Origin of the sequence: Corallococcus macrosporus, assembly GCF_017302985.1 — a bacterium.
Classification (GTDB): Bacteria; Myxococcota; Myxococcia; order Myxococcales; family Myxococcaceae; genus Corallococcus; species Corallococcus macrosporus_A.
This window is the reverse complement of the sequence record NZ_JAFIMU010000008.1, coordinates 84,745-109,386: the sequence shown is the minus strand read 5'-3', so window position 1 is coordinate 109,386 and position 24,642 is coordinate 84,745. Positions and strand designations below refer to the sequence as shown.

Sequence of the window (24,642 nt, the reverse complement as noted above, 5' to 3'; positions counted from 1 at the left end):
GTCCCTCACTCGGCCCGCTTGCGGCGCCGGGACATGATGCGGCTCAAGGCCACCTCGGTGATGCCCAGGTAGGCCGCCACGTCGCGCTGGGGAATGCGTCCCTTCAGGTGCGGATGCTCCTCCCAGAACTTCACCAGGCGCTCCTCCGCGGACAGGTCCAGGAACTCCTGCTCGCGGCGCTCCTTGAGGACGAAGTGCTGCTCCGCCACCCGGCGCGCCAATCGCTCCCAGCACACGTGGCCCTGCTCCAGCGCCTGGAAGTCCCGCGTCTGGAACACCAGCACCCGGCTCGGCTCCAGCGCTTCAATCGATGTCATCGACGGCAGCTGTTGCAGCATCTCCGCGTAGGCACCAATCAGCTCGCCCTCCGCGCGGAAGGCCTTGATGGACTCGCCTCCGCGCGGTGACACGCGCACGCCCCGGAAGACACCCTGGAGCACCACGGCGAACCGGTCCGCCGCGTCCCCCGGGCGCAGGAAGAGCTCGCGCTTCGCGAGCGACTGTTCCTTCGCCACGGCCTCGGCCTTCGCCCACTCCTCGGCAGGAAGGGGGGCCAGCCTGGCGAGGCGCTCGAAGAGCTTGGGGAATTTCACGTCGCTAAGGACCTTGGCTTGACCCGGGTTAAGGCGGAGGCCGCCGTGGGAATCCTATACCCGGCGCATGTCCATCAACGTCTATGCCGTGGCCACGCCGTTCGTCATCGCCCTGGCCCTGGCGGAGTTCGCCTGGTGCGTGGCGCGGCGCAACGGCTACTACAGCTTCCAGGACTCCATCGCGAGCATGGGCACCGCGGTGATGAATCAGTGCGTCAACGTCGCGGTGGCCCTGCTGGTGCTGCCCCTCTTCACGGCGCTGGGCCAATTCGCGCCGTGGCGGCTGGACGCTTCGTCGCCGCTGTCATTGGTGGCGCTCTTCCTGGGCGTCGACTTCCTCTTCTACTGGTTCCACCGCTTCGGGCACCGCACCAACATCGGCTGGGCGGCCCACTCGCCGCACCACTCCACGGAGGAGCTCAACTACGCGGTGGCCCTGCGCGCCAGCGTGACGCAGCGCCTGTTCTCGTTCCTGTTCTACTGGCCGCTGGTGCTGGTGGGCTTTCCCCCGGAGGCGGTGCTGGCCATGGTGGCCTTCCACCTGGTGCTCCAGTTCATCCCCCACACGCGGGTCATCCCCAGGCTCCCGGCGTGGGTGGAGTCGTGGCTGAACACGCCGTCGCACCACCGCGTGCACCACGCGCGCAATGACGCGTACATCGACAAGAACTACGCGGGCTTCCTCATCATCTGGGACCGGATGTTCGGCACCTACGCGGAGGAGACCGAGCCGTGCTCCTACGGCCTGACGACCCCGGCGAACACCTGGGACCCGACGGCCATCAACTTCCAGGCGTGGGCCCGGCTCTTCGCGGACGCCTTCGCCACGAAGCGTGCGTGGGACCGGCTGCGCATCTGGGTGATGCCCACGGGCTGGCGGCCGGCGGACCTGCCTCCGCGTGCGCTGGGGTACTGGAAGCAGGACGGCGCGGAGGTGAAGTACCACTCGCGGGAGCTGCCCGGCGTCCGTGGCTACCTCGTCTTCCAGCTGTTCGCCTCAATGCCTTTCATGCTCCTGGTGAGCCACCACGCCTCGCCGCTGTCGGGCTGGCAGAAGGTCGCGCTGAGCCTGCTGCTCTGGGCAACGGCGACCGCCTGGAGCGGGATGCTGGAGTCGAAGGGGTGGAGTGAGCCATTGGAGCTCGCCCGGGTGCTCGCGATGGGCGTGGCGGTGACGCTGTGGCTGGTCTGGGCCCAGGCGCCCCAGGGGTGGAGCGCGCTCACGGCGTCATGGCTGATGGTCTCGCTGGTGTGGCTGCGGCTGGCGCGCGGCGGCGAGGCGAGGACTGAAGGCCAGGAAAGAAGCCCAGCACCGGGTCAAGCGTCGTCGGGAAGGAAGACGCGATGATCCACGGGCAGGCGTCCCGAACCGGCCAGTTCGAGGTACTCATCGCGGCTGCGGACGGTGGCGACAACCTCCGGGGTCCCGTTCTTCATCACCACCACCGCGCCAATGGTTCCGGGCTCCCTGGCGTTGAAGATCGCGTCCAGTGCGGCCCGTTGCATGGGGGATGGGCGTGCGCGGAACTCGCGGATGATCGCGACGAGGATCCCCGTGACGGCGGTTGACAGCAGCGCGACGAACACCCAGTCCACCTGTCCCGTGGCCCCGGACTCAGGTGCCCTCACATGGGAGACAAGTCCCGTGACGAGGATGGCGGTTCCCAGCCAGAGCAGCCCCGCGAGCACCCATCCTGGCATCTGCTTCTTCACCCGCAATCCCACTGCTCCCTGGCTGTCCTGCGCCCGGGTTCACCGACCCATCGACCGGCGAACTCCTTGCTCGACTTCATCGCCCACGAGGGCGTCCACGATGTAGTACCCGGCGAAGCCGATGATGAACCCAACGGCATTTCCAAGCAAGGGAACCTCTGAACCGGCGAGCGCACCAATGGCTGCCATTGACAGCGCGCCACTCAGGCCGCCAGAGACGGCCGCACGAGTGCCGATAGCGGCATAGTCCGTGGTTGAGTGCTCCTGAGCATCAAGCGCCAGCATGGCCATCGAGAACACGGGGGCCGCAACGCCGCCCCCTGCCGCGCCTCCGACCCCCCGCCCAAGGCCGGATGCCATCCAGGAACTCGCGCCCCGGCTGGTGAGCTGACGTGCCAGGGCGCTCCCCGCGTTGCCGGCCACAAGGCTCTCAGTGAATCCCCCTGCCAGCCCTGACGTACCGCCCGCGAGTCCCACCTTGCCCAAACGAACCCCTGCATCTGGTGGCAACGGGTTCAGCAGCATCCCGCCGCCTTCGAAGGCCATGGAGACGAAGGCTCCACCTATCGAGCCGCGCCCCCCGGAAATGCCCGCGGACGCCAGGTTCCCCCTCAGTCCTCCGCCGTACCGCTGGGTCATCAGCAGCTCCGGGAAGAGCCATGTCCTGAGCTGGGCTGATGACATCTGGAGATTGGCGAGTCCCACCTGCCGTCGGAAGTCGAGCAAGCGGACAAGGTGCTGCCCATTGATGCCGTTGGAGCGGACTCGGCCAGCGAGCTGCTGCCGTACGTCAAGGAGCGCTTCCTCGACCTGCCGGTGCACCCGGAGCGTCGTCCCGGGCGCTTGCTGGAGACTCTTCAGCGCCTGGTACGAGCGGTACGTCGTGCCATGGATTCGCACAGGCCTGGCGTTCAGGAGCTGGTCGGCGAGCCGCCAGTATGCCTTCTTCGAGTAGTTGGCGGGGTCTTTCAGTGCAGCCCGGAATGACGCAACGTGATTGGCGTTGATGGAGAGGTAGCCGTCGCGCAGCATCAACTCCGTGCCAGTGGCCGCCGGGAGCTGTGGGTACAGCAGCCCGCTCGCTTTCGTGAACTTGCCTGCGCGGGCTCCCAGGATGTCCGCCATGCCTTCCAGGTAGGTCGCGTGAGGATCTCCTCCTGATGCCGAAGAGCGAACGCTGCTCTTCACCGAGTTGAGTCCACCGAACTGGCCCTTCAGGTCAAAGACAGGATGATTCGCATGGAGGATGTTGAGGTTCCTCTGCGGGAACAGCCCCTTGTACTGGGCGGAAACTTCTCCGAGGGAACCACGCCACTTGTTCTGACTGGGGACGGAAGCTCCTGGAGTCTTCGAGACGCTGCTGGGGGCATGTCGGTCAAAAGCCGGGAGGTGATGCAGGCTATTGAGATAGCCCGCCATCGCCGAGGCTGGAACCGTTGGGACGGAGTGACGCTTCAAACATTCCCGGAGCTGGGTCTCCGCGAGCACGTTCCGTGCATTCTGGCGCTGAGCGGCTGGCACCTCCTTGACAATGAGCACATTCCCATGCGGCACCAGTTCGTAATGCGGTTTTGAATCATGCGGAGTGGAATGCGCAACCGTCTCTTGCGAGACATACCCATGAAGTGCTTTGCCCTGCAGCGTTGTCGTGACGGCCAGCCACCCTTGTTGCTGTCCTGTCACCTGGACTGGGGTGCCGCGAGGAAGGTCCGCAAGAACCCCCTGGTATGGGTGGGTGGGATTCTTGTGAGGCTTTGCGCGAAGCGCCACGCTCCAGCGGCAGATGATTCCATTCTTGAACCCAGCCACGACAACCTCCCGCGTTGCCCGCTCCCGCGTTCTTCCCTGAAGACGGTCACTGATTCGGGCGGAGAACAGAAGGACCGGAGAGGTGGGGCGAGGTTGGGAATCCCTTGGTGGGGTGTCTCCGAAATGCCAGGGTGACGAATACCCCCGGTGCTCACGTCTGTATTTATCCTCGGAAGAAAAAGCCCAGCACCCCGGTGAGGGTACTGGGCTTCTGACCGTGTTCCTGTCCGCCGGTGACTACGGCGTGAGGATGCGCACCTGGAGCTGCCCCGTGCTCACGCCCGTGACGAGCACCAGCTCGCCGCCGTGCACGAACACGCGCTTCGCGACTCCCGGGTAGTAGCTGGCCGAGAGGATGTCGAAGGTGCTGCTCAGCACCCGCAGCTGCGTCGTGTTGCCCACCGTGTCGATGAGGTAGTAGCGCCCGTTGTGGAAGGCGACGTCCACGAACGACAGGCCCATGCTGGTGCGGTAGGTGAGGTCGGCGGCGTTGAAGAACAGGCCGCTGCCCACCATGACGCCCGACTCGTCCGGCAGGAGCCGGATGGGGTTGGGCAGGCTGTAGTCACCGTGGTACGGCGAGTCCCGCTCCACGCCCAGCGTTCCCGTCACGGGGTCCACGTCCACCATCGTCACGTCCGTCGGAGAGACGCCCGAGTTGAGCAGGTAGACGCGCTTGTTCACCGGGGAGAACACGAGGCTGCGGGCGGAGTAGCGCCACTCCGCCGTGGCGACGCGCGCACCGGTGGACCGCTGGTAGAGCGAGTGCGAATCCCACGCGCCCGAGCCGTCGATGGTGAACAGGAAGTTGCCCGCCACCACCATGCTGGAGACCGTCTCCGGCGCCGCCGCGAAGAAGCGGGTGGTGCCATCGTTGGAGAACGCGTCGATGCGCCCGCCGGTATAGGCCAGGTACGTGGTGGCCCCGTCCGGAGACACCGCCATGGACACGGCGTCCGCCGTGCCCGCGTAGGAGCTCAGGAAGCTGCGGTTGACCACGTCCAGCCGGTGGACCCGGTCCGCGGTGCGGTCGAAGAAGTGGATGACGCCGCCGGAGGTCAGCGTGGCGTCGTCCAGGTTGAAGGCGAGCTGCGCGCCGTCAAGGACGAGGCCGCCATCCGGGAGCGAGCCACCGTCGGGCGTGCCCGCGTCGGAGGAAGGCTCGCCCGTGTCCAGCGTCCCCGTGATGTCGATGTCACCGGTGCCCGGCGCCTTGGGGCAGTTCGGGAGGTCGCGACGCAGGACGATGTTGGCCGAGGTGACGCTGCCCGCGACCACATCCACCTGGGTGCTTCCCGAGTACACCAGCAGACCGGAGCCGTTGAACGCATCCACCCGCACCGTCCGGGCCGTGCCCGCCGGGACCTGCGAGATGCGGCCCAGGAGGGTCGCGTTCGTCACCTGGAGCGGCACGGGACCCAGGGTCGTCATGTCCGGCGCGGAGACCGTCGCGTCGGCGGAGGTGACTCCGCAGACATCCCCCGCCAGGGAGATCTCCATGCGGATGGTCTCGGTGCCCGTCTGGCTGTCCGGGGGCATTCCCTGACACGCCGCAAGCCACACACACGTGGTCAACATCCACATCAGTCGATTGGCAGTCTTCATGTTCATGTGTCCCGTGGCCCTCGAGGCCACGCCCCCTTCGTTTGTCTGGTTTTGAGGCCCCAGCAGCGACGGGCGGCAGTCTAAAGCCTGACATTGGTGGTTTCGCAAGCTGTCTGAAGGTCCAGGATGGAGAACCCAGCTGGGGTGGACGTTACCCCTCCCCACATCCATTGGCGGACGCACCGTCCCCTCGGCCATGCTCTACGGGCACGTCGTCAAGAACATCCACCTGGGTCCTGACGAGTTCCAGGAGTTCCTTGCGCAGCTCGTTGGTCGCCGGAACCCCTCGAACCGCTGTGAGAAGACTTCATGATCTCCGCTGACGAATTCCGGAACAACGTCGAAGCGCAGTTGCACTACGCGGCGGGGCTCTCCCAGGAGGAGGCTTCCGCCATCCTCGAAAGCCGGCTGAACGATACGTGGTGGGAGGTTGCACCCTCACTCTGGATCGAGGTGGCATCCGCGGTCGATAAACGCACCGGCCGGCAGGGGACAGACGAAGCCTTGGTGTCCAGGCTGGCCCAGCGCCTGGTGGGAGCGCGGCTCAGCCCCGCGCTTCATGACGTCCTGCCGCGAGTGGTCACGGAGCTCATCGCCGCTCCTGCCACCGCGGCTTCGATAGGACCGGTCCTCGACCCGCTGCTGAAGTGGGTTGTACAGAGCGCCAGGGCAGGAGACGCGGGGTTGGTGGCCAATGTCATGGGAGCCCTGACGAGCCAGTCGCCGTTGTCCTCCCTCTCCCAGGCCGCGCAGCGCGAGTACGCCCGGTTGCTCTTTGGCAGATCTCCGAACGCGGCCTCGACGCAGGGAAGCCTGGCGGATCCGCAAGGTGAAGAGGCGCAAGTCCGCTTGGAGTTCCGCCGACGTACGGAGTTCCTCCGGTCTTTCGTCCCCCTGGCGCAGTGGATGATCGAAAAAGGCTCGGCGGAACTTCGTCAACCAGAGCGGATGCCTTTGATAGCGATGCTCCTGGAGTGTCTCGCCGAGGGTACGCCCGCGGAACTTCAGCTCATCCTTCGTTACGTTTCTCTGCACTCCCAGTCTGCTGAGGGCTTCTGGCCCTACCACAGGGATCTCTTCTGGATGGCGGCGGAGCGTGTGCTAGCGGAAGGTGCTCCGGGGACGCTGATCCGTGAGCTTGTCGCCAGGATGTACCGTGGGCACTGGTGGGCCGAAACCTGCGCCCATCCCCTGGAAGTGCCGGAGAAGCTGCCCTTGGCGTGCCAGGCCCTCCTCCAGGGGCTCGTCGATGGCAGCTTCGAAGTCATCGCAAGCGCTGGCATGCAGCGCTTCCATCCGGTGGCCTGGGGGCTGGCTTTTCAACGGGCCCCTCCGCAAGCGAAGCCCCTCCGGTTCATGGAGGTGGCCCCGCTCGCTCTTGCATTGGAGATGCTGTGCGCCAACGCGAGTGCGTCCCCTGCTCCCCTGGCCCTGGTGGACTGGACCCACTTCCTGGTCAAGGAGTGGATTCGCCTGCATGGCCTGGACGCCAAGGAACTGGAGGCGCTTCTGAAGCTGACGGCCTTCCCGATTCTTGGGCCGCCGGTAGCCTCTGGCCTCAAGGAAGCACTCTTGGCAGCGCCTCCGACGCAGGACACGCCCCTGGCGTTGCGAATTCTCGATGAGTGCGGTGGAACACCCAATGCGCTACGGGCCGTCCTCGCCCTTGAACTGGAGTGGCTCAAGTTCGCCCACCGGAGCCCGTCGCGCCTGGAGTGGCTCCAGGATGAATTTCGCCGCGTGCTCCACCTCCCATGGGCGGAGCCCGTCGCCGGCATCGACCTGGCTCGGATGTTCGAGGGAGCAAGAGACGTACGCTTCACCCGCCTTGTTGAGGACGATCAGGTCGAGATCCGTGGGGATTGCATCTACCTCCACGAGCCGAGCTATCAGCAGTTGGATGACTCCATCGCCAACCAGGAGGAGTTCCTCGCAACCTCGATGCTGTTCTTCCTGCACGAGTGGGTTCACGTGCGGCAGGGCATCGGCAAGAAGAGCATGGTGGACCTGCTGCGCGAGACGGGCGGCGAGTCGACCTTGATGCACCTGGATTTGTCCGCGGACCATGCCGCGGCCAAGCTCGCCCATCAGGCCGAACCTCGATGGACCCTGGCCTGGCTCAAGGAACTCCAGAGCCGCTCGCTGTTCAGCTATCCGGCCGGGCGCGGTCACACTTCCGCATCACGGGGACGCAAGACGACCCGGCTTGTCTCCCTGCGCCTCGACTACCTGGTCCGCGCAGCGTCCCAGCCCCCCTATTGGAGCTCGAAGCTCGGTGCGGGTTACGTCTTCGCGGACCTCAGCCCCGGAGGCGGCGCGATGCTCCTGCTCGTCAGCGGCCCGCCCGTCTCCGTGGTGGCCAACTGCCGCTTGTCGTCCGAGCAGACCACGTTCCTCACCACGATCATGGACGAACGAGAAGAGGTGGGTGACAGGCTCGCCGATCTCGACGAACTGCTCCGCGGCCGCTTCCATTTGCGCTGAGGGCGAAGCCACCGCCGGTGACGTCGGCCCGGCCCATCACCAGGGGAGGGAACCCTCTTCCTCGGGGCCCTTCCTCAGCATGATCACCAGTCCCGTGATGCTGGTACCTCCGGCCATCAGGAAGGCCAGCACGGCGAGTCCCAGGGGCATGCCGCCCTCGCCCTCGGGGTAGCTGTGGGCGGGGTCTTCGCGGTCGTAGAGCACCTGGATTCCACTGCCCGCGCGCAGGCCCTCATACAGGTCCTTGGAGACGGCTCGCTGGGCCGTCTGCCAGCCGCCGCCCTGCCGCGTGAAGCCGTAGTGCAGCACGTAGTCCCGGCCCGAGGAGAGACGGCTCCGGGCGCGGACCTCCTTGCTCACCACCCGGCCTTGAGCCCAGGCGCCCTCGGAGTGGATGCGCAGGTCCCGCCGGAAGATGGCCAGGACCGCCACGAAGACGATGACGCCCATGAGCAGGAACAGGGCACCGTCCATCCGGCTCATGCGTCGGGGGTGGGAACCGGAACCGAAGGAGGGCATGGGGCCTCGGCGGCCAGAAAAGCGAAAGGCCCGGAACCTTTCGGTTCCGGGCCTCTCTAGTGGCGAGGAGTACGGGACTTGAACCCGTGGCCTCCGGCGTGACAGGCCGGCGTTCTAACCAACTGAACTAACTCCCCACAAACACTTCAAAATCTTGATGGGCGGAACAGGGATTGAACCTGTGACCATCGCCTTGTAAGGGCGCCGCTCTACCGCTGAGCTATCCGCCCTGCGCGGCCCCGCCGTGATTCAGTGAGGCGGCTTGTACCGTCCCCCTCCGCCCCCGTCAAGCATCTGTTTTCGAGGCCCCCGAATTCAGCTCCGCCCCCCTGGAAGGCGGCGGATCCGACAGGCGCGGATCCGGTTACCCGGCCCGCACCTTCCACCGCCGCACGCGGCGGCGGGAACGGGGAATCATCACCACGGCGCCCACCAGCAGGGCCACCGGCACGAACACCAACATCGTCTGCATCATCGCCTCCATGCTCCTCAACATACGGAGGCCGTCTGACATCCTGACGGGGAGTTCGTGACTTTCAGGAAACGACATTCCAACCCGCCGGGCTTCCAGCCGTCCTGGCGCTGAGGCGGCCGGACCCGGAGTGGGGGGCTATTCGCCCCGGGGAGGACCGCCCCGGCCGCCGTGGCCCGGGCCGTGCGAGCGGTGCTCCGTCTCCAGGAGGGTGCGGGCCTGGGACTTCTGGGCGTCCGTCAGCACCTGCTCCGCCTCCTGGTACGAGGCCATGACGTTGGCGCGGAGCTGCTCGAACAGGTCCCGGGCCTGCTCGTGGCGGGCCTGGTCCTCGGCGGACGGCGGGGTGTTCCGGTCCGGCGGCGCGGGCGGACGCAGGGCCTCCAGGGACTGCTTCACGGGCGCGTTCTTCGCGTCGAGCGCCGTCTGAATCTGGGTGAGGCTCGAGGCCTGGGCGTCGGTGAGGGCCAGGTCCTGGCGGTGGTCGAGGAGCACCTGGACGGGCGACTTGCGCTCGAACGGGGGCGGCCGGCGCGCGCCCTGGGACGCGTCCTGCGCGGGAGTGGTGGTGGATCCGGCGAAGGCGGGAACGGCGAACAGCAGGCCCAGCATGAACAGTTGGCGCTTCATGGTGACGTACCTCCAGCGTGCGCGTGATGACCGCACGGTGAAAGGTGCTCCCGCCATGTGCCGCGAAAATGTCCCGCGCGTTACCGATTGTGTTTCGCGCTGCTACTCGGCGGCCGTGCGGGCGTCCTGCGCCGGGGCTGGCGCCTCTCCGGCGACCGGGAGGGAGCCCTCGGTGCCGCTGAGCGCCACATAGATGTTGAACCACGCCAGCCAGGCGCGCCACGCCGGGTCGCGCTGCTCGATGAGCGTGCGCCGCGCCTGGCTCATCCGCTGGGGCACGTCGAAGGGCATGCGCGTCCTGTCCTCGGACTGCAGCTGCGCCGCGAACCAGAGCACGTCCAACTGGCCGGCATCGACCGGTGCGTGGGTGCGCGCCATCAGCGAGTCCGCGTGCTCCAGCGCCTTGCCCAGCCACTGGGCCGCCTGCGCGGGATTCCTCCGGTCCACGGCGTTCTCCGCCAGCCGCAGCTCCGCGAGCGTCACCGCGCGGATGTCCTCGTCGCGATCCGATTCGTCGAATTGCTCCAGGAACAGCGCGCGCCGCTGCTCCAGCGCGCGGGCGGCGGCGTCCATGCGCCCGAGCCGCGTCTCCGCGTTGGCGCGCAGCCCCGCGGCGATGATCCGGTACGCGCGCTGGACGAACGCGGGCGTGGCGTGCGCCTGCTTCAGCGTGGCCCGCACGGCCGGCGTCCCCAGGTCGCGGTCCACCTGGTCCAGGTCCTCCAGCGTCCGCTGGGGCTTGTCCGCGCCCAGCGCCGCGGCGCCGCGAGCCAGCCGCAGCACCAGCCGGTTGCGCAGGCCCTCCTCGTCGCGGGGCCCGGCTTCGATGCCGGGCAGCGCGCGGTCGTAGAGCGCCAGGGCCTGCTCGAAGCGGCCCGCGGCCAGGTTGTAGAGCGCCGCGCGATCCATCACCAACGGGGTGAACCGGGCGGCCAGCTTCGGCGCGGCCTCCACCATGGCCAGGGCCTTCTCCGCGGACTGCGCGGCCTCCGCCTCGCGGTTGACGTGCAGCAGGGCGCGGGCGCGGGCCAGGGCCACGGACAGGCCCGCCGCGCTGTCCGCGTAGGGCAGCTTGTCGCGCTCATCCAGGTAGCCCAGGGCGATGTGGTAGTTGCCCACCTGCGTGTGCAGCAGCCCCAGCGCGCCCAGGATCATGGCCTTGTAGCGCGCGTTGTTGCGCACCAGGTCCAGGGCGACCAGGTAGTGCCGGTTGGCGCGCTCGGCGGCGGCGGGGTTCCGGCCGCGCAGGAAGTCCTCGTGGTGGATGGCCCCCATGAGGGCCTGCACCTCGCGCTGGTTCTTGAGCTCCTGCCACGCCGCGCGCAGCTCCGTGAGGCCGGTCTTCACCGCCTGCGCGTGGGCGTCGTCATCCAGCTTGGACAGCCGGCGCGTCGTCACGTAGGCCTTCACGAAGTGCGACAGCGACACGGCCTTGCCCGGCACGTCGGTGGTGACCTCCTGGATGATCACCTCCGGGGCCACGCCCGCGCGCAGGCGCAGGCTCATGGACTCGACGGCGCTCTCCAGCGAGCCCGTCCGCCGCGTCACCAGGTCGAAGTCTGCGCGGGCCTCGTCCATCCGGTCCCGGCCCATGCGGCGGTAGGCGCGGCCCATCAGCGCGCGGCGGAACAGCCGCTCCGCGCGGCGCCGCTCCTCGGTGCCGGCCGGGGCGTCGTCCACGTAGAGCGTGGCCAGGGCTTCCATCACGCCGTCGGCTCCCAGGCTCGCCGCGCGCTCGGCGGTGTCCTGCACCACCATGCGGCGGCGGAGCGGATCCTGCTGTTGCTGGTAGAAGGCGACCAGCGCGTCCCGGACGGGGCGGGGAGGGCGCTCCTCGTTCAACGCATTGACGCGGCGGCCCAGCTCCAGGGCAAAGGCATACGGAGTCCCCGCGGGCTCCGCGGTGAGCGCCTGGGCCATGGCGGCGTCCGCCTCCGCGTACGTGCGCCCCCGGTACAGCGCCCGGACGGCGGCCCGCGCGAAGTCCAGCTGATCATCCGCCTTGAAGACCTTGTTCTGGGAGAGCTGACGGCCCGCGGCGACCAGCGCCTCCCGGTCATCGAGTTCGCGGTACAGCGCGTCCGCCTGTTCGTACCAGGCCTCCAGCACCGCGCGCGGCGTGGTGTCCGTCAGCAGGGCCGCCTCCAGCTCCTGCTTCGCGAGCGCGAAGTCGCCGGTGGACTGCGCCAGCTCGCTGCGGATGACGTGCTGGAAGACGGCGGAGGGAGGGCTGGGCGCGACGGCGGGGTCCAGCGCCGCCATGCGCTGGCGCTCGGCCTCCTGAAGTTCGTCCACCATGCGGCCCCGGTCGCGCTCCTTCAGTGCGCGCCGGTGCGCGATGAGCAGCCGTAACGGCTCGGACAGCCCCGCGGTGGCGGGATCCTCCACCCGGTGCATGTGGCCGGCGTAGTAGTCCGCGGCGTCGAAGTCGCCATAGGCCAGGTGGAGCTGGCTCAGGCGCATCAACAACAGCCGGCGGATCTTGGGCCGCTTTTCGAGCAGCAGCCGCTGGCGGTAGAGGATGAGCTGATCCGCGCGCCGGCCCACCATGCCCAGCTCTTCGTTGAGGCGGGGCGCATCCCACTCGTGGGGCACCTGGCCATCCAGCGGCAGCCGGTACACGTCCAGCGACTGGCCCCGGGAACAGGTCGTGATGAGCGACGCGGCGGTGGGGGAGGGGTACTCGCAGTTCCACCCCTGGCTGGTGAGCTGATCCGGGCTGGTGGCGGCGGCCTGCGCGGGCGCGTCGTCGCGCTCGGGGGAGAAGGGCACGCGGAACAGCACCCCGCTGTCGCTCGCGTCAATCACCCCGTCACCGTTGGAGTCGGTGAAGAACTGCACCACGTACAGCGAGCGTCCGTCGCGCGCGAACACCGGCTGGCCCGTCTTGCCCGGGATGTCCAGCGCCAGCGGGACGGGGGCCGCGCCGGGGACATCCAGCCGGACGGCCTCCAGGTGCGGTGCGGCTCGCGCGGCGAAGCCCGGCCCCACCTCCCGCACCGAGCGCTCGATGGGGACGTACACCAGCCAGCGCCCATCCGGAGAGAACGTCGGGCTGGTCAGGTTGCGCTGGAGCAGCGGCGTCACCTGCCATCCCGTCCCCAATGCGACCTTCGACAGCCGCAGGTCGCCCTGGATGGTCGCGCGGCTCACCAGCGCGATGTGCGTGTCGTCGATCCACTCCGCCTGGAGCGCGCTGGTCTCCTCTTCCAGACAGCGGCGCTCCTTCGCCTCCGGCAGCTCGCGCATGCAGAGCTGGCCGCCGGCCTGGGTCCGGAACGAGATGTAGAGCAGTTGTTTGCCATTGGGGCTGATGCGCGGCCACGTCACGTCCGCGCCTTCGTCGAAGAGGCGGCGCTCGCGGCCCCGCTCCAGATCCTGGATGAAGACTTCGGTCGCGATGTCCCGGTTGGACACGAACAGCAGCGAGTTCTCGTCGGGACCCAGCTGCCCCAGGAACTGGTCCCCCATGCCCACGGTGAGCCGCTCGGGCTGGCGCATGCCTCCGTCGTTCTCGTCGTCCTGGGCCCAGGCGCCGGTCGCGACGAGGACGGCGAGGGCCAGGGCCCAGGGGGCTCGGAAGTTCAGCACTTCTTCTCTCCCCAGGTGCCGTCCGCGGCCTCCACCCAGCCGCCGCAGACGACGCCTTCCGCGTGCGCCTGCTGCCAGTTGCGGCGCAGCGTCTCCTCCGGCACGCCGGGGCGCACCGTCCGCATCCACTGCCACAGCTGCCGCCGGGCCCGGTTCACCCGCTCCACCATGGCGGTGTCGTCCGCCGACACGCGGCCAGCCGTGCACTGCTTCCGGGTGACGACCAGGAGCCCGTCCTTGCCCTCGCCCACGCAGTGACGGCGCACCAGGTCGTCCACGCGGTCCGCCTGCGTCTTGCCCAGGTTCTCCACCAGCGGCGGAGGCTGGATGCCCAGGTCCTCCAGCTGGTTGGGCGTCAGCGGTACTGGCGTGGGGTTCATGCCCGCGCGCGCGAGCCGCTGCTCCACGTCCTTGTAGGAGCCCGCGGCCTGCTCCTCGAGCGCCGTCGCGCGGTCCACCATGACGATCTCCGGGGCGCTGATGCACCCGTGGGCGGCGAGGGTGGCCATGAGCAGCAATCCACGGCGGGTCATGGGAGGGCCTCTGGGGGGAACATGGAAGTGATGAGGCGGTCGACGATGGGGCCCAGGGGGATGCCCCGGATTTCATCGATGCTGACCAGCCGGGCCAGACCGCCCATGGTGATGAGCAGGCTGCCAAAGCCCTGCTTGAAGCTCACGCGCACGTGCTCCGGATAGCCCAGGCTCAACGCGTAGCGGACGCGGTTGGTGGCGGGGTCGGCGTGGCGCGGGTCCTCCAGGTCGAGCAGGTCCAGCAGGTGGCGGTTGCCGATGCGCAATATCTCCGCGCGCCCGTTGATGCTGCGGTCCTTCGCGGAGATGACCATGGCGGCGTTGCCGTCGAAGGGCTCACCCCGGGAGGACTTCACGCCTGTCGCCCGCACGTGGGCCTCCAGCGTGGAGCGCTTGCCCTGATAGTCCAGCATGCACTGGCCGGTGATGCGGCCTCCGCGCACGCCCATCTCCAACTGGCTCATGGAGAACACGTTCTGGTTGATGGACAGGTTGCCCGCCAGCGGCGCGATGGTGACCCACGGCGTGGTGATGCGGTCCGCGGACATGAAGCCGCTGTTCGTGAGCAGCGGGTGCTGATCCGCGAAGCGCAGCATCGAGTACGGATTGACGTCCAGGTCGTTCAGGAGCCGCACGCCGTCCTGCGAGACCTCCACGTTCTCCGTCAGCGGCACGTCGCCGTTGAGCGCCTCCACGGCGATGCCGGACTCGGGCATCCGCACGTTCACGTCCTGGAGCTTGAGGCTGGAGAGCGTGCGGAAGACGGTCAGGTCGGGCGATGCCACGCGGAAGTCCACCGTGGCCTTGCCGCTGCTCTCCAGCTGTCCCGGGCGCGCGAGGTGGGCCAGGTCCTGCTCCAGCGAGCCGCGCAGTCCCATGCGCTGCTGGTCGTTGCTCAGGTCCAGGCGGCCCTGCAGCTTCAGCTGCGTCTGGGTGCCTCCGTTGGACAGTTGGAGGTCCGGGATGCGGATGACGCCAGCGGGCGTGCGCAGCACGGAGAACGACGCCTCCACGTCCTGGACGGGGTAGGGCAGCGCGGGCTTCTGCTCCAGCGAGCGCACCTTCACGCGCTGCTTCAGCGCGATGTCGCCCTTCTCCCACTGGTCGGTGAAGGTGGCGGTGCTGTCGCTGGACAGGTCCGCGAAGGTCAGCCGGCGCTCGTTCATGCTGACGGTGAGCTTCTCCACCGCGAGCGTCGTGCGGACGGTGCGGTTGGAGCCTTCGGCGTGGGACTCACCCTGCCAGCGCAGGGCGGGGATGTTGAGGGTCTGGTCCGGCTGCTTCCAGCGCACGCCGCGCAGGTCCACCTGGGCCTTGCCCTCGAAGCTGGCGGCGCGCGGCGGCATGGGGGCCAGGCGGAAGCTGCCGTCGGAGCCCAGGTGCGTGATGAGGCCGGTGAGGGTGCCGTGCAGCTCGCCGGTCATCGCGAGCTTCGAGGGGTCCACTTCCGGCGGCACCCGCGCCTTGGCGAGGAGCGGCGACAGCGGACCCAGGGGCGGGAAGTCGCCCGTCACGTCCACCCGGAGCGCGCGGGCCTTGCGGTTGAACGCCAGCGCCGCGTTCGCGGAGAGCTTCAGGCCCGTGTGTCCGGTGAGCCCCAACCGGAGCTGGAGGTTGCGGCGGTCCACGTCGAACGTCAGCGTCTGGTGCTGGGCGCCCGCGTCGCTCTCACCGATGCGCAGTCCTTCGATCCGCAGGTCCAGCGCTCCCTTGTGCTTCCAGTCATCCCCCTGCGATTGCAACACGATGGCGGCACTGCCCGCCGACACGTCGTCCCAGCCCGGCCGCTGCAGGCCCAGCTCCGTCTGGTGCTCCACGCGGGGAGAAGGCGCGAAGAGGGACGTCAGCTTGCCCTTGGAGGCCAGCGTCACGGCGAGCTGCTTCCAGGGGAGCCGCGCGGCGACGTCATCCGGGAGGAAGGGCCGGGCGGCGACGAGGTCCGGCGTCTGGACGCCCAGCGTGTACGCCACGTCGTCGGTGCCCTTCGTGGCCTCCAGCAACGCGTGCAGCGTGCCCACGTCCAGCTCCAGCCGCGCGCGGGCCTTGCTGAGCCGGGGCTCCTCCATCGTGGGAAAGGCCTCCGTCACGTGGAGCTGCATGCGCGCGGGACCCTTCAGCACCTCGCGGCCGTCCGCGGTCACCACGCGGAGCGACTCCACCGGCAGGTCCGCCTTCAGCGCGAAGGGAGGCTTCGCCGTCAGCGGTGCCTGGAGCTGGAGGCCCAGCCGCTCCGCCGTCGCATGGAGCCCGGAGGCGCGGACGTCCAGCGCGTCCACCTTGGCTGAGAGCGCCGCATCCCCCGCGACCCGGAAGGGCGAGGCGAGGTCGGGCCGCAGCTGGCGCCCCGTCAGCTCACCGGAGGCCTTCGGAACGCGGAGCGGGGTGGCGCCCCCGACGTCCAAGGCCTGGAGCGCGAACGTGAGCCGCGTGGACAGCCCCTGCGGCGCATCCGGGGTCGCCGTCAGCGAGATGCGCCCACCGCCGAGTTGCACGCGGAGCGCCTCCTGGACGAAGAGGAGCTGGGCCACGTCCACGTCCAGCCCGACCCGTCCCTGCGCCCCCAGCTGGGGCACGTCGCTGAGCGTGACGTCCCGGGCCTCCAGGTGCGCCTTGCCGCCCTTGAGCGTGAACGGCACCAGGTCCGCGGGGATCCACTGCATCAGCCGCCCCAGGTCCATGTCCGCCAGGGCGCTCGTCAGGACGGGCGGGACCTCCGCTGAGTCCGGCAGCACCACCTGGGCCTGCACCTCGGCGCCGTCGGTCAGCCGCGTGCGGTCCAGCTCCACGGTGGTGAGCTGCTTCGCCACGTCGAACTTCGCCGTCACCGCGCCGTGCAGCAGCGAGCGGAGCGTGAAGCGCGGATCGAAGGTCTGTCGCGCGGCGTCCAGTTCCACCTTCACGCGTGCGGCGTCCGCGTTCGCTTCCACCGACAGGGCCAGCTCCAACAGGGCTTCGGCGGAAGGGACGGCCGGGCCTTCACGGTTCAGCGTCAGGGGCAGGGGCTTCCCGCTCTGGCCCAGGTCCACGAGGAGCTTCCAGCCCTTGTCCTGGGGCTTCGCTTCGATTCCGGCGTCGAGCCCGCGCAGCGACCAGCGGTCCACCACCGCGCCGCCCTGGACGCGGAGGTACGTCAGCGACACGCCCGACAGCGCGATGTTCGCGACGGGGAGCGGGGTGGCGAAGAGGTCCGCGACCTGACGCGAAAGTCCGGGAGCGGCTTCATCGAGCGGCTCGGGCTCCGCGGGGCCGGTCAGGTTCGTGAGGGACGTGGTTCCGTGTTCATCCGCCACCAGGACGAGGGCCGCGTCCCGCACCACCACGCGCTCCACCCGGACCGGCCCCTCCAGCAGGGGCCCGGGCGACCATGACGCCTCCAGCGTGCCGACGCGCAGCAGCTCCGGGGCGACGGACTGGAACGGCGGCGGCGTCCACACCACCAGGCCTTCCAGACGCAGCCCGGAGAGCACGTCGATGCGCGCGGTCTGGTAGTCCAGCCGCACGCCCGTGGCGGCCTGCACCTCGGAGACGATGCGCGCCTTGAGCCAGGGATGATCCAGGTGGTGCAACGCGGTCACGACCGCGACCAGCAGGAGCACGAACGTCGCGAGAATGATCAGGAGCGCGCCCGCGATGATTCGCGTCAATCGCCGACGAGGCCGTCCAGCACCGGGGGAGTCCATGTTGTTCCGTCGAGGCGACCGGCCAGCCCCCTCCTACCATGCGCCGGAATCGGCCTTCAATCCGAGGACGCCTCGCGGGCTGCGCGCGCTTCAACCGAAGCTGGACGAACCCATTCCCGCGGTGCCGCCCGCCAGGGGCTTGTAGGGGAAGTAGAGGTTGCGCACGAAGCGGGTGAAGAGGTGCTCCTCGTTCCACCGCTGGCGGGCCATGCCGTACACGCCGGGTGCGCGCAGGTCGTGCTCGGAGACGCCGGTGACGAACTCGCGCTCGCTGTAGATGGCGAAGACCTCGTCCACCGCCGCGCGGCTGCGGTACGTACGGAGCATCGTGCGGTAGATGAGCTCGCTCTCCTTCTGGGTGAAGGCCAGCCCCTGGATGGCGTGCGCCATCTCATGGAAGACCAGGTACTGCTCGGACTCCATCCGGTCCTGCCGCAAGGCGATCCTCGCCCGGGGCCAGTCCGGGTGGTCCCAGAACAGGCCCGCCGCCTGGGGCGACACCGCGCGGGGGTAGCCGTACTTCGCCAGCGTGTGCCCCGGGGGAATCAGCTCCAGCGTCAGGGGCCGCGCCGCCTCCAGCCGGGCAATGAGCTGGAGGTTGCCGGCGAGCTGCCGGGCAATCTCGTCCTGCACCCGCTTCACCTGCGCCGCCGGGGCGCCGTACGGCTTGAGCTCCAGCTTCGCGCTCACGTAGGCGCGGGCACGCGTGGGGCCTTCGGCGGGAGGACGGCCCGCGCGCGACTCGAAGACGTCGCCTCCCTCCAGCAGGGTGAAGGCGCTCAGCGGCTGCTTGAGCCCGACCTCCGCCGCCAGCGGGGTGACGTCCGGCGTGGAGCCATCCAGCGTCTCATAGCGTTCCGGGGCCATGGGCTCTCAGCCGCAGCGCTTCGCCTGCTGGTTGCAGCCGTCCACACAGCCCGGCGTCTGGGTGTCGGGCGTCAGCCGCTCCGCGTTGCCCTGCACGGAGTCCGGCGGCTGCCGCGAGGCGGGCTGGCCGCGCGGCTGGCAACTGTTGAGACACGCGTCGTACTGGTCGCGGCAGTACGGCGTGAGGGACGACGAGTCGATCGTCGCGCAGCCGGACAGCAGCGACAGCGCGCTCGCGAGAAGGGCGATGCCCCGGACGAGGTTCATGCCCGGAGTCTAGGCCGGGACCGGCGTGAGCGCCTCAGCAACCAGACCGCCCAGAGCAGACCTCCCGCGCCAGCCACTGACGCTCCCGGGCCCGCACCGCAGCCGCCCACCGTCGCGTTGGTGCCCGGCGTCACCTGTCCGTCCTGGGTGGGGGGCGGCGCCGGAGCCGCGCCCATCCGTGGCGCGAGGGGGTTGCCTTCGGTCAGCTCCTGGTAGCGCTGGACGAGCTTCAGCCGCGCGGCATCGAACGCGGCGCCGTCGTCCGGGACCTGCCACGCGGTGGGGATCAGCTCCCTTGCCACCTGGCGCGCGAAGTCCGGGTCGCCCGCGTCGCTCACCGCCTTGAGCCACTCGTAGTCCTGCATGCCCTGGCGGATGAGCTTCAGGCGCATCGACGCCACCGGCACGTCCGTCCGCCCGCCAATGACCGCGGGAGTGCCCGGGTAGAAGAGCGTCCCGTCCCCGTGGCCGTTGAAGTGGTACTGGTCCAGCCACGCCGTGGGGAGCATGCCCGCGGTTTCGTAATACAGCTCACCCTTGCCGCCGTGGAGGAAGGTCAGCCATTCCATCGCGCGCGCCTTCGCCGCCGGGCGGTCCACCAGGTACGACGGCCAGCCCGCCCCCGGCAGGTTCTCCGGCATGCTGCTTCCCGGTGCACAGCCGTGGCTCATGCAACTCTGATACATCCACAGCTCCGTCCCGGGACGTGAGAGGAATTGCGTGTACGTCGCGCCCTGGTCCCCCACGAAGCCGGGCTCCGTGCCGTCCAGGTGGTTCACCAGCGGCACCACCACGTCCACCAGGGGCTCCAGGCCGTTGTTCCTCAGGTGGATGGAGTTCGTCGTCAGCATCGTGCGAAGGCCGGGCGCGGACCGCCGCACCAGCTCGCCCGAGGCGTGCACCTCCTCGAACGTCGAACCAAAGGGCGGCTCGTCGCCAATCTGGACGAAGGCCTGGTCCAGCCAGCCGCGCTGCCGCAGGTGCTCGGTGAAGTCCCGCAGGTCCTCGGCGAGGAAGGGGCCTTCGTACTCCAGGCTCGTCATCCGCGCGCCGGACAGCCGCGTGGGCGCGGTGCCATCCAGATAGGGGCCCCACGCCGCGTCGAAGTCACTCCATGGCGGCGGCCAGGGCGCGCGCAGGAAGATGCTGGGCAGCGTGAGGCGGTGCTCCAGCGCAAGCTGCTGGTAGCGCGTGAGCAACGGTTGCAGCTCGGCGGAAGAACAGTTGTTCCGGCCCATGTGCGCGCGGCACACCTGCACCGGTGACAGCAGGAACGCCGAGGACAGCGACGACGTGCCGGGCATCACCGCGTCCACCACGGTCAGCCTCGCGGTCACCTGCCGCTGGAAGCCTCCCTCGGCCTCCACCGTCACCGTGCCCGTGTACTCGCCGGGCGGTGCGTTCCGGGGCACGTGCACGTCCACCCAGAGAGCGCGCGCCTCGTTCGCGGGCACGTCGAACGGAAAGGCATTGCGCGTCTCCCGGGCGACCTCGTCCGTGTCCGGCACCAGTCCGTCCGGCCATCGCCCCGCTGGCTGCCCGGGCACGGACGCCTGCCGTGTCGTGAGGTAGGCCTGCCGGTACAGCGTCACGTCCGGTCCCGTGATCACCACCGGCCCCTCCAGCGCGGGCAGGCGCGCGCGCACGCCCTCGAGTCCGATGTCACCGCCGTGCAGCGCCACCTGGAAGGATGCGAACTCATCACGCGCGGCGGTGAGCCGGACCTCGGTGCTGCTCCCGGGGACGGTGTCGTCGGGGCGGACCTTCACCATCATCCCCTCGCCCCACACCCCGGGGCCGGCCGCGAACACCGGCCAGCCCACGGACAACGACAGCAACGCAAGGCCGCACTGTCGGATCCCCAGCATGGGAAATGAATGGACACGGACAGTGAACCGCTCCAGATGTCCCGGCCGGCCCATCACCCAGGCCCACCAACCCCTCGCGGCCTGGCCGGTGGAAGGCGGTTGCCATTCCCAGACGTGATGGGTGGGTTCCTCGAACCCAACGGTGGCCTGCTTCCTCGGCTGGCGTCCGACAGCCTCATCACAGCCTCAGCGGAGGATTGAAGTCCTCTCGGCGGCGGATGCTTGCGGCGTGCAAGCGAACGGGAGCCCATGGCGGATGACTGTCTGGGCATGGGCCCGCTGGTAGTAAGGTGCGCCGGTCGAATGACGGCGCGAAGCCAGAGGAGCGCTCCGGTGGCTGGCAGCGAATGGCGGGTGCGGGTGCTGGGGATGGCGCGGCTGTCCGGCCCCGAGGGTCAACAGGTGAGGCTGGAGCGGCGCACCGCCGCGCTGCTGGCGTGGCTGGCATTGCAGGGCCCCTCGCCCAAGTTCGCGCTCGCGGCCTTGCTGTGGCCGGACTCTCCACCCGCCACGGTGCGCGGCAACCTGCGGCAGCTGCTGCGCCGGCTGCGCCTCGCCACGGGCGAGGAGGCCCTGGTGGAGGGCGACACCGACCGGCTGGCCCTGGTCTCGCCCCTGGTCGTGGACGCCGCGTGCCTCAAGGCCGCCGCCGAGGCCCATGCCTCCGCGGAGGCGCTGGAGGCCGTCGGGGCTGAAGGCGGCACGCTGCTGGCCGGCTTCGACTTCGATGACTGCCCGGAGCTCGCGCGCTGGCTGGACGGCGCACGCGCGGGCGTCGAGGGCTGGGTGCGCGAGGCGCGCGAGGCCCGCATCGCCCAGCTCACCACCTCCGGAGAGTGGACCGCCGCGCTGGGGCTCGCGCAGGCGTGGGCGCGGCAGGAGCCTGAATCCGAGCAGGCGGGCCGCCACCTCATCCGCCTGCACTACCTCCAGGGAGACCGGGGCGCCGCGCTCGCGACCTTCGAACACCTGCGCGACGTCCTGGACCGGGAGCTGGGCGTCACCCCCATGCCGGAGACGCTCGTCCTGGTGCGGGAGGTGGAGAAGGCCGCGCCGCGCCCCCGCTCCGTGCAAGGCGCGCGCTCCGTGCTGCCCGTGTCCGTGCTGCGCCCGCCGGTGCTCGTGGGCCGGGAGGCCGCGTGGCGGCAACTGGAGGCCGGCTGGGAGGCGGGCCAATTGCTGTTCATCTCCGGCGAGCCCGGCAGCGGCAAGACGCGGCTCGCGGAGGAGTTCGCGGCCACGCAGGGCCGCTGGGGACGCATCGAGGCGAGGGCAGGGGACCGGGACGTGCCGTTCGCTTCCCAGGCCCGCGCCTTCCGCACGCAGTTGCAGCGCTGGCCGGACGTGAAGCTGCCGGACTGGGTCCGCACGGAGCTGTCACGCATCCTGCCCGAGCTGGGAGAGCCGCGGCTGCTGCCGCCCCTGTCCTCCGAGGCCGGCATGCTGCGCTTCTACGACGCCATCGTCGCGGCGCTCCACCTGCTCCACGAGCACGAGGACATCAGCGTCGCGGACGACGTGCAGTACTGGGACACCGCCAGCGCCAGGGCCTTCACCTTCGCGCTCTCCCGGCTGGCCGACGCCGCGCCCCAGGGTGGCCGGAGCCTGCGCTTCATCGACTGTTACCGCCGGGGAGAGCTGTCCCCGGAGGCGCGGATGCACGTGACGGGGCTCGTGGAGGCGGGGCTGGCGCGCATCGTGGAAGTGGACGCGCTGACGGACGAGGACGTGAGGCGCATGGTGGCGGGCATGGGGCTGCCGGACGCGGAGGCGCACGTGGAGGCCCTGGCCCGCTACACGGGCGGCAATCCGCTGTACGTCGTGGAGACGCTGAAGCACCTGCTGGAGACGGACTCGCTGCACCGCGAGTGGCCGCAGCGGCTGCCACCCCCGGGACGCGTGGGCCCCCTCATCCAGCGGCGCCTGGAGCGGCTGTCCCCGCTGGCGCTCCAGTGCGCGCGGCTCGCGGCGCTGGCGGGGGCCTTCTTCCGGACCTCGCTCGTGCCCCGCGTGCTCCAGGTGACGCTGGCGGACGCGCACGAGGCGCTCGCGGAGCTGGAGGCGGCCCAGGTCCTGATGGGCGAGCGCTTCAGCCACGACCTGGTGATGGAGGCCGTGCGCGCAGGCATGGGGCCCGGTGAGGACCGCGTGCTGCACGCCCGGCTCGCCACGGTGCTGGAGGAGGACGGCGCTTCGTCCATCCTCCTGGCGCACCACTGGCTGGGGGCCGGGTGGACGGAGCGGGCACTGCCGCACCTGCTGGCGTCCGCGCGCTCTGGCGAACAGGTGCTGCCGCCGGAGCTGGCGGCGGAGCACTACGCGCGGGCCGCGGCGCTGATGCAGTCGCTGGGACGGCACGAGGACGCCGTGCGGGCGCGCGCCGCCGAGGCCCGGTGCCGGCTCCAGGCCACCTCGGCGGGAGTCCAGGCCTTCACCCCTGGGCCATCAGGAGGCCCAGGCGCTCGCGGTAGCCTCGGCTGAGCTTCAGCGTCGTGCGGTCGCGCAGGATGACCTGGTACTCGCCATGGAGCAGCGGGCGCAGCTCCTTGACCCGCTGGAGGTTGACGAGCGTGGAGCGGTGGATGCGGACGAACCGCTCCGGATCCAACCGGGCCTCCAGCTCCCGCAGCGGCTGGCGCAGCAGGTGGCCGCGCCCGCCCACGTGCACCTGCACGTAGTTGTCCTCGGCCGCCATCCAGTCCACGTCGTCCACGCTCAGCAGCGTCACCCGGCCCACCTCGCGGATGGCCAGCCGGTCCAGGTAGCGCGGCGCGCGCGACGGCTCGGGGAGCGCCTTCACCATGCCCGCGAGCTGGACGACGAGGTGCTGGATGCGCTCCCGGCGCACGTGCTCCTTCGCGCGGCCCAGCACCTGGACGAAGCGCTGGGGCACCAGGGGCTTGAGGAGGTAGTCCAGCGCGCCGGCCTCGAAGGCGTGCAGCGCGTGCTCCTCCCGCGCGTTCATGAAGACCACGGCCTGGGCGCAGGCGCTTCCCGCGTCCTGGAGCACCTGGAAGCCGTCCATGTCCGCGAGCGCCGCATCCAGGAAGAGGATGTCCACGGGCTCGCGCCGCAGGGCCTCCACGGCGGCGCTCCCCGTGCCATGGACCTCCGTGACGCGCACGTCGGCATCCGCGTCCAGGAGCGACTGCACATGCCACTGGGTGGCGGTCTCGCTGTCGATAATCCCTACTCGGATGGGTACCGGCTCGAACAACGCGTCTTGAAAGGCCATCCTTTTTCCCTCTGTGTGCAATGCAAGCTCACCCCCGGCCTGGGTCCATCACCTTGGGATGTCAGGCGTGACGGCGGCGTGACGGCCGTTCAGACCCGGGGCGGGAAGGCCCCGGGCCCGCTCGGCCATGGGTGCCATTGGGCCGGGGCGACGCGTGGGCTATGACGCCGCCATGCCCAAGACCCTTGTTCTGCCTTTGCTTGCCCTGCTGACGCTGGTGGGCTGCACCCATCAGGTGCGGCCGAGCCCCGCGCCCATGTCCAACGCGGGCAATCCGCTGGCGCTTCGCGCGCGCTACTACATCTCTCCCGAGCAGAAGGAGCGCATCGACTCGGACAGCTACTTCGCCCTGGGCGCGGCGCACACCTGGAACATCACCATCGGCGAGGCGCTCACGCGCAGCTTCCCGCAGATGCTGGGCACCGTGTTCCAGTCCGTCCAGGAGGCTTCCAGCCCCGACGACCTGGGCGACGCGGACGTGCTCATCATCCCGGAGATCCAGTCCTTCGACGTCCACGCCGGTGGCTTCGTGTCGCAGCTGAAGCTGACGGTCCGCTCCAAGGGGGGCCAGGACGCCGTCCAGGTGAGTGACCTGTTCGAAGGCGCTTCCCAGAAGAGCAAGGGGGCCTCGGCGTGGCTGGGCGGAACGGCCGCGGGCCAGGAGGCCCTGCGCCAGTCCGCGGAGTTCGCCTTCGAGGACGTGATGCCCAAGGTCGCCACCCGCCTGCGCGAAGTCTTCGCCAAGGCGCAGGCGAAGGCGAACGTGCTCTGAAGCA

17 protein-coding genes and 2 tRNA genes are annotated in these 24,642 nt (G+C 69.7%); 4 read left to right on the top strand and 15 right to left on the bottom strand.

Features of this window, described 5'->3' with window-relative positions:
* Nucleotides 1–5: 5 nt before the first annotated feature.
* A complete protein-coding gene (locus JYK02_RS27260; protein WP_207055468.1) occupies nt 6–593 on the bottom strand; it encodes a cyclic nucleotide-binding domain-containing protein in 588 nt (195 codons plus the stop codon).
* Between the two features lie 67 nt (nt 594–660).
* Between JYK02_RS27260 and JYK02_RS27255 the strand changes: the two genes are divergently transcribed.
* Entirely contained in the window at nt 661–1,941 is a 1,281-nt protein-coding gene (locus tag JYK02_RS27255) for a sterol desaturase family protein (protein ID WP_207055466.1), read from the top strand.
* Here JYK02_RS27255 and JYK02_RS27250 read toward each other — a convergent pair.
* The 3 genes from JYK02_RS27250 to JYK02_RS27240 form a co-directional block, all read right to left on the bottom strand.
* Nucleotides 1,911–2,306, bottom strand: a complete 396-nt coding sequence (locus JYK02_RS27250) for a hypothetical protein (protein WP_207055465.1) — start codon at nt 2,304–2,306, stop codon at nt 1,911–1,913. The two genes, JYK02_RS27255 and JYK02_RS27250, sit on opposite strands and share 31 nt — an antisense overlap.
* Before the next feature lie 39 nt (nt 2,307–2,345).
* Nucleotides 2,346–4,115, bottom strand: a complete 1,770-nt coding sequence (locus JYK02_RS27245) for a hypothetical protein (RefSeq protein ID WP_207055464.1) — start codon at nt 4,113–4,115, stop codon at nt 2,346–2,348.
* A 237-nt stretch (nt 4,116–4,352) separates the two neighbouring features.
* Nucleotides 4,353–5,654, bottom strand: a complete 1,302-nt coding sequence (locus tag JYK02_RS27240; protein WP_242589270.1) for a hypothetical protein — start codon at nt 5,652–5,654, stop codon at nt 4,353–4,355.
* Between the two features lie 375 nt (nt 5,655–6,029).
* Between JYK02_RS27240 and JYK02_RS27235 the strand changes: the two genes are divergently transcribed.
* Nucleotides 6,030–8,204, top strand: a complete 2,175-nt coding sequence (locus JYK02_RS27235; RefSeq protein ID WP_207055462.1) for a hypothetical protein — start codon at nt 6,030–6,032, stop codon at nt 8,202–8,204.
* Between the two features lie 36 nt (nt 8,205–8,240).
* Here the strand turns inward: JYK02_RS27235 and JYK02_RS27230 are convergent, their stop codons facing one another.
* The 10 genes from JYK02_RS27230 to JYK02_RS27185 all read right to left on the bottom strand — a co-directional run bounded on the left by JYK02_RS27230 (nt 8,241) and on the right by JYK02_RS27185 (nt 20,631).
* Nucleotides 8,241–8,678 (bottom strand): DUF3592 domain-containing protein, encoded by a 438-nt coding sequence (locus JYK02_RS27230; protein WP_207055461.1) that lies wholly within the window; start codon nt 8,676–8,678, stop codon nt 8,241–8,243.
* A 105-nt stretch (nt 8,679–8,783) separates the two neighbouring features.
* A tRNA-Asp gene (locus JYK02_RS27225) sits at nt 8,784–8,860 on the bottom strand.
* 21 nt (nt 8,861–8,881) lie between these two features.
* A tRNA-Val gene (locus tag JYK02_RS27220) sits at nt 8,882–8,953 on the bottom strand.
* A 380-nt stretch (nt 8,954–9,333) separates the two neighbouring features.
* Nucleotides 9,334–9,825 (bottom strand): Spy/CpxP family protein refolding chaperone, encoded by a 492-nt coding sequence (locus JYK02_RS27215; protein WP_207055460.1) that lies wholly within the window; start codon nt 9,823–9,825, stop codon nt 9,334–9,336.
* Between the two features lie 102 nt (nt 9,826–9,927).
* Nucleotides 9,928–13,416 (bottom strand): PD40 domain-containing protein, encoded by a 3,489-nt coding sequence (locus tag JYK02_RS27210; RefSeq protein WP_207055459.1) that lies wholly within the window; start codon nt 13,414–13,416, stop codon nt 9,928–9,930.
* Nucleotides 13,410–13,949: a DUF1318 domain-containing protein gene (locus JYK02_RS27205; RefSeq protein ID WP_207055457.1), complete on the bottom strand. Its 540-nt coding sequence runs from the start codon at nt 13,947–13,949 to the stop codon at nt 13,410–13,412. Before JYK02_RS27205 ends, JYK02_RS27210 begins: the two co-directional genes overlap by 7 nt.
* Nucleotides 13,946–17,629 (bottom strand): AsmA family protein, encoded by a 3,684-nt coding sequence (locus JYK02_RS27200; protein WP_207055455.1) that lies wholly within the window; start codon nt 17,627–17,629, stop codon nt 13,946–13,948. Before JYK02_RS27200 ends, JYK02_RS27205 begins: the two co-directional genes overlap by 4 nt.
* Before the next feature lie 90 nt (nt 17,630–17,719).
* Nucleotides 17,720–18,496, bottom strand: coding sequence for a hypothetical protein (locus tag JYK02_RS27195; RefSeq protein WP_207055453.1), 777 nt, complete (start codon nt 18,494–18,496; stop codon nt 17,720–17,722).
* Nucleotides 18,497–18,502: 6 nt separating this feature from the next.
* On the bottom strand, nt 18,503–18,763 hold the full coding sequence (locus JYK02_RS27190) for a hypothetical protein (protein ID WP_207055451.1): 261 nt from the start codon (nt 18,761–18,763) through the stop codon (nt 18,503–18,505).
* On the bottom strand, nt 18,760–20,631 hold the full coding sequence (locus JYK02_RS27185) for a DUF4091 domain-containing protein (RefSeq protein WP_207055450.1): 1,872 nt from the start codon (nt 20,629–20,631) through the stop codon (nt 18,760–18,762). The genes JYK02_RS27190 and JYK02_RS27185 overlap by 4 nt, the downstream gene beginning before the upstream one ends.
* Nucleotides 20,632–20,964: 333 nt before the next feature.
* On the opposite strand from JYK02_RS27185, the gene JYK02_RS27180 reads away from it, so the two are divergent.
* Complete coding sequence (locus JYK02_RS27180) at nt 20,965–23,112, top strand: ATP-binding protein (protein ID WP_347402595.1); 2,148 nt, start codon at nt 20,965–20,967, stop codon at nt 23,110–23,112.
* Here JYK02_RS27180 and JYK02_RS27175 read toward each other — a convergent pair.
* Nucleotides 23,063–23,866, bottom strand: a complete 804-nt coding sequence (locus JYK02_RS27175) for a LytR/AlgR family response regulator transcription factor (RefSeq protein ID WP_207055448.1) — start codon at nt 23,864–23,866, stop codon at nt 23,063–23,065. The genes JYK02_RS27180 and JYK02_RS27175 overlap by 50 nt on opposite strands.
* A 172-nt stretch (nt 23,867–24,038) precedes the next feature.
* Here JYK02_RS27175 and JYK02_RS27170 point away from each other — a divergent pair, with 172 nt between their 5' ends.
* A complete protein-coding gene (locus JYK02_RS27170; protein ID WP_207055447.1) occupies nt 24,039–24,638 on the top strand; it encodes a hypothetical protein in 600 nt (199 codons plus the stop codon).
* The last annotated feature ends 4 nt before the right edge of the window (nt 24,639–24,642 follow it).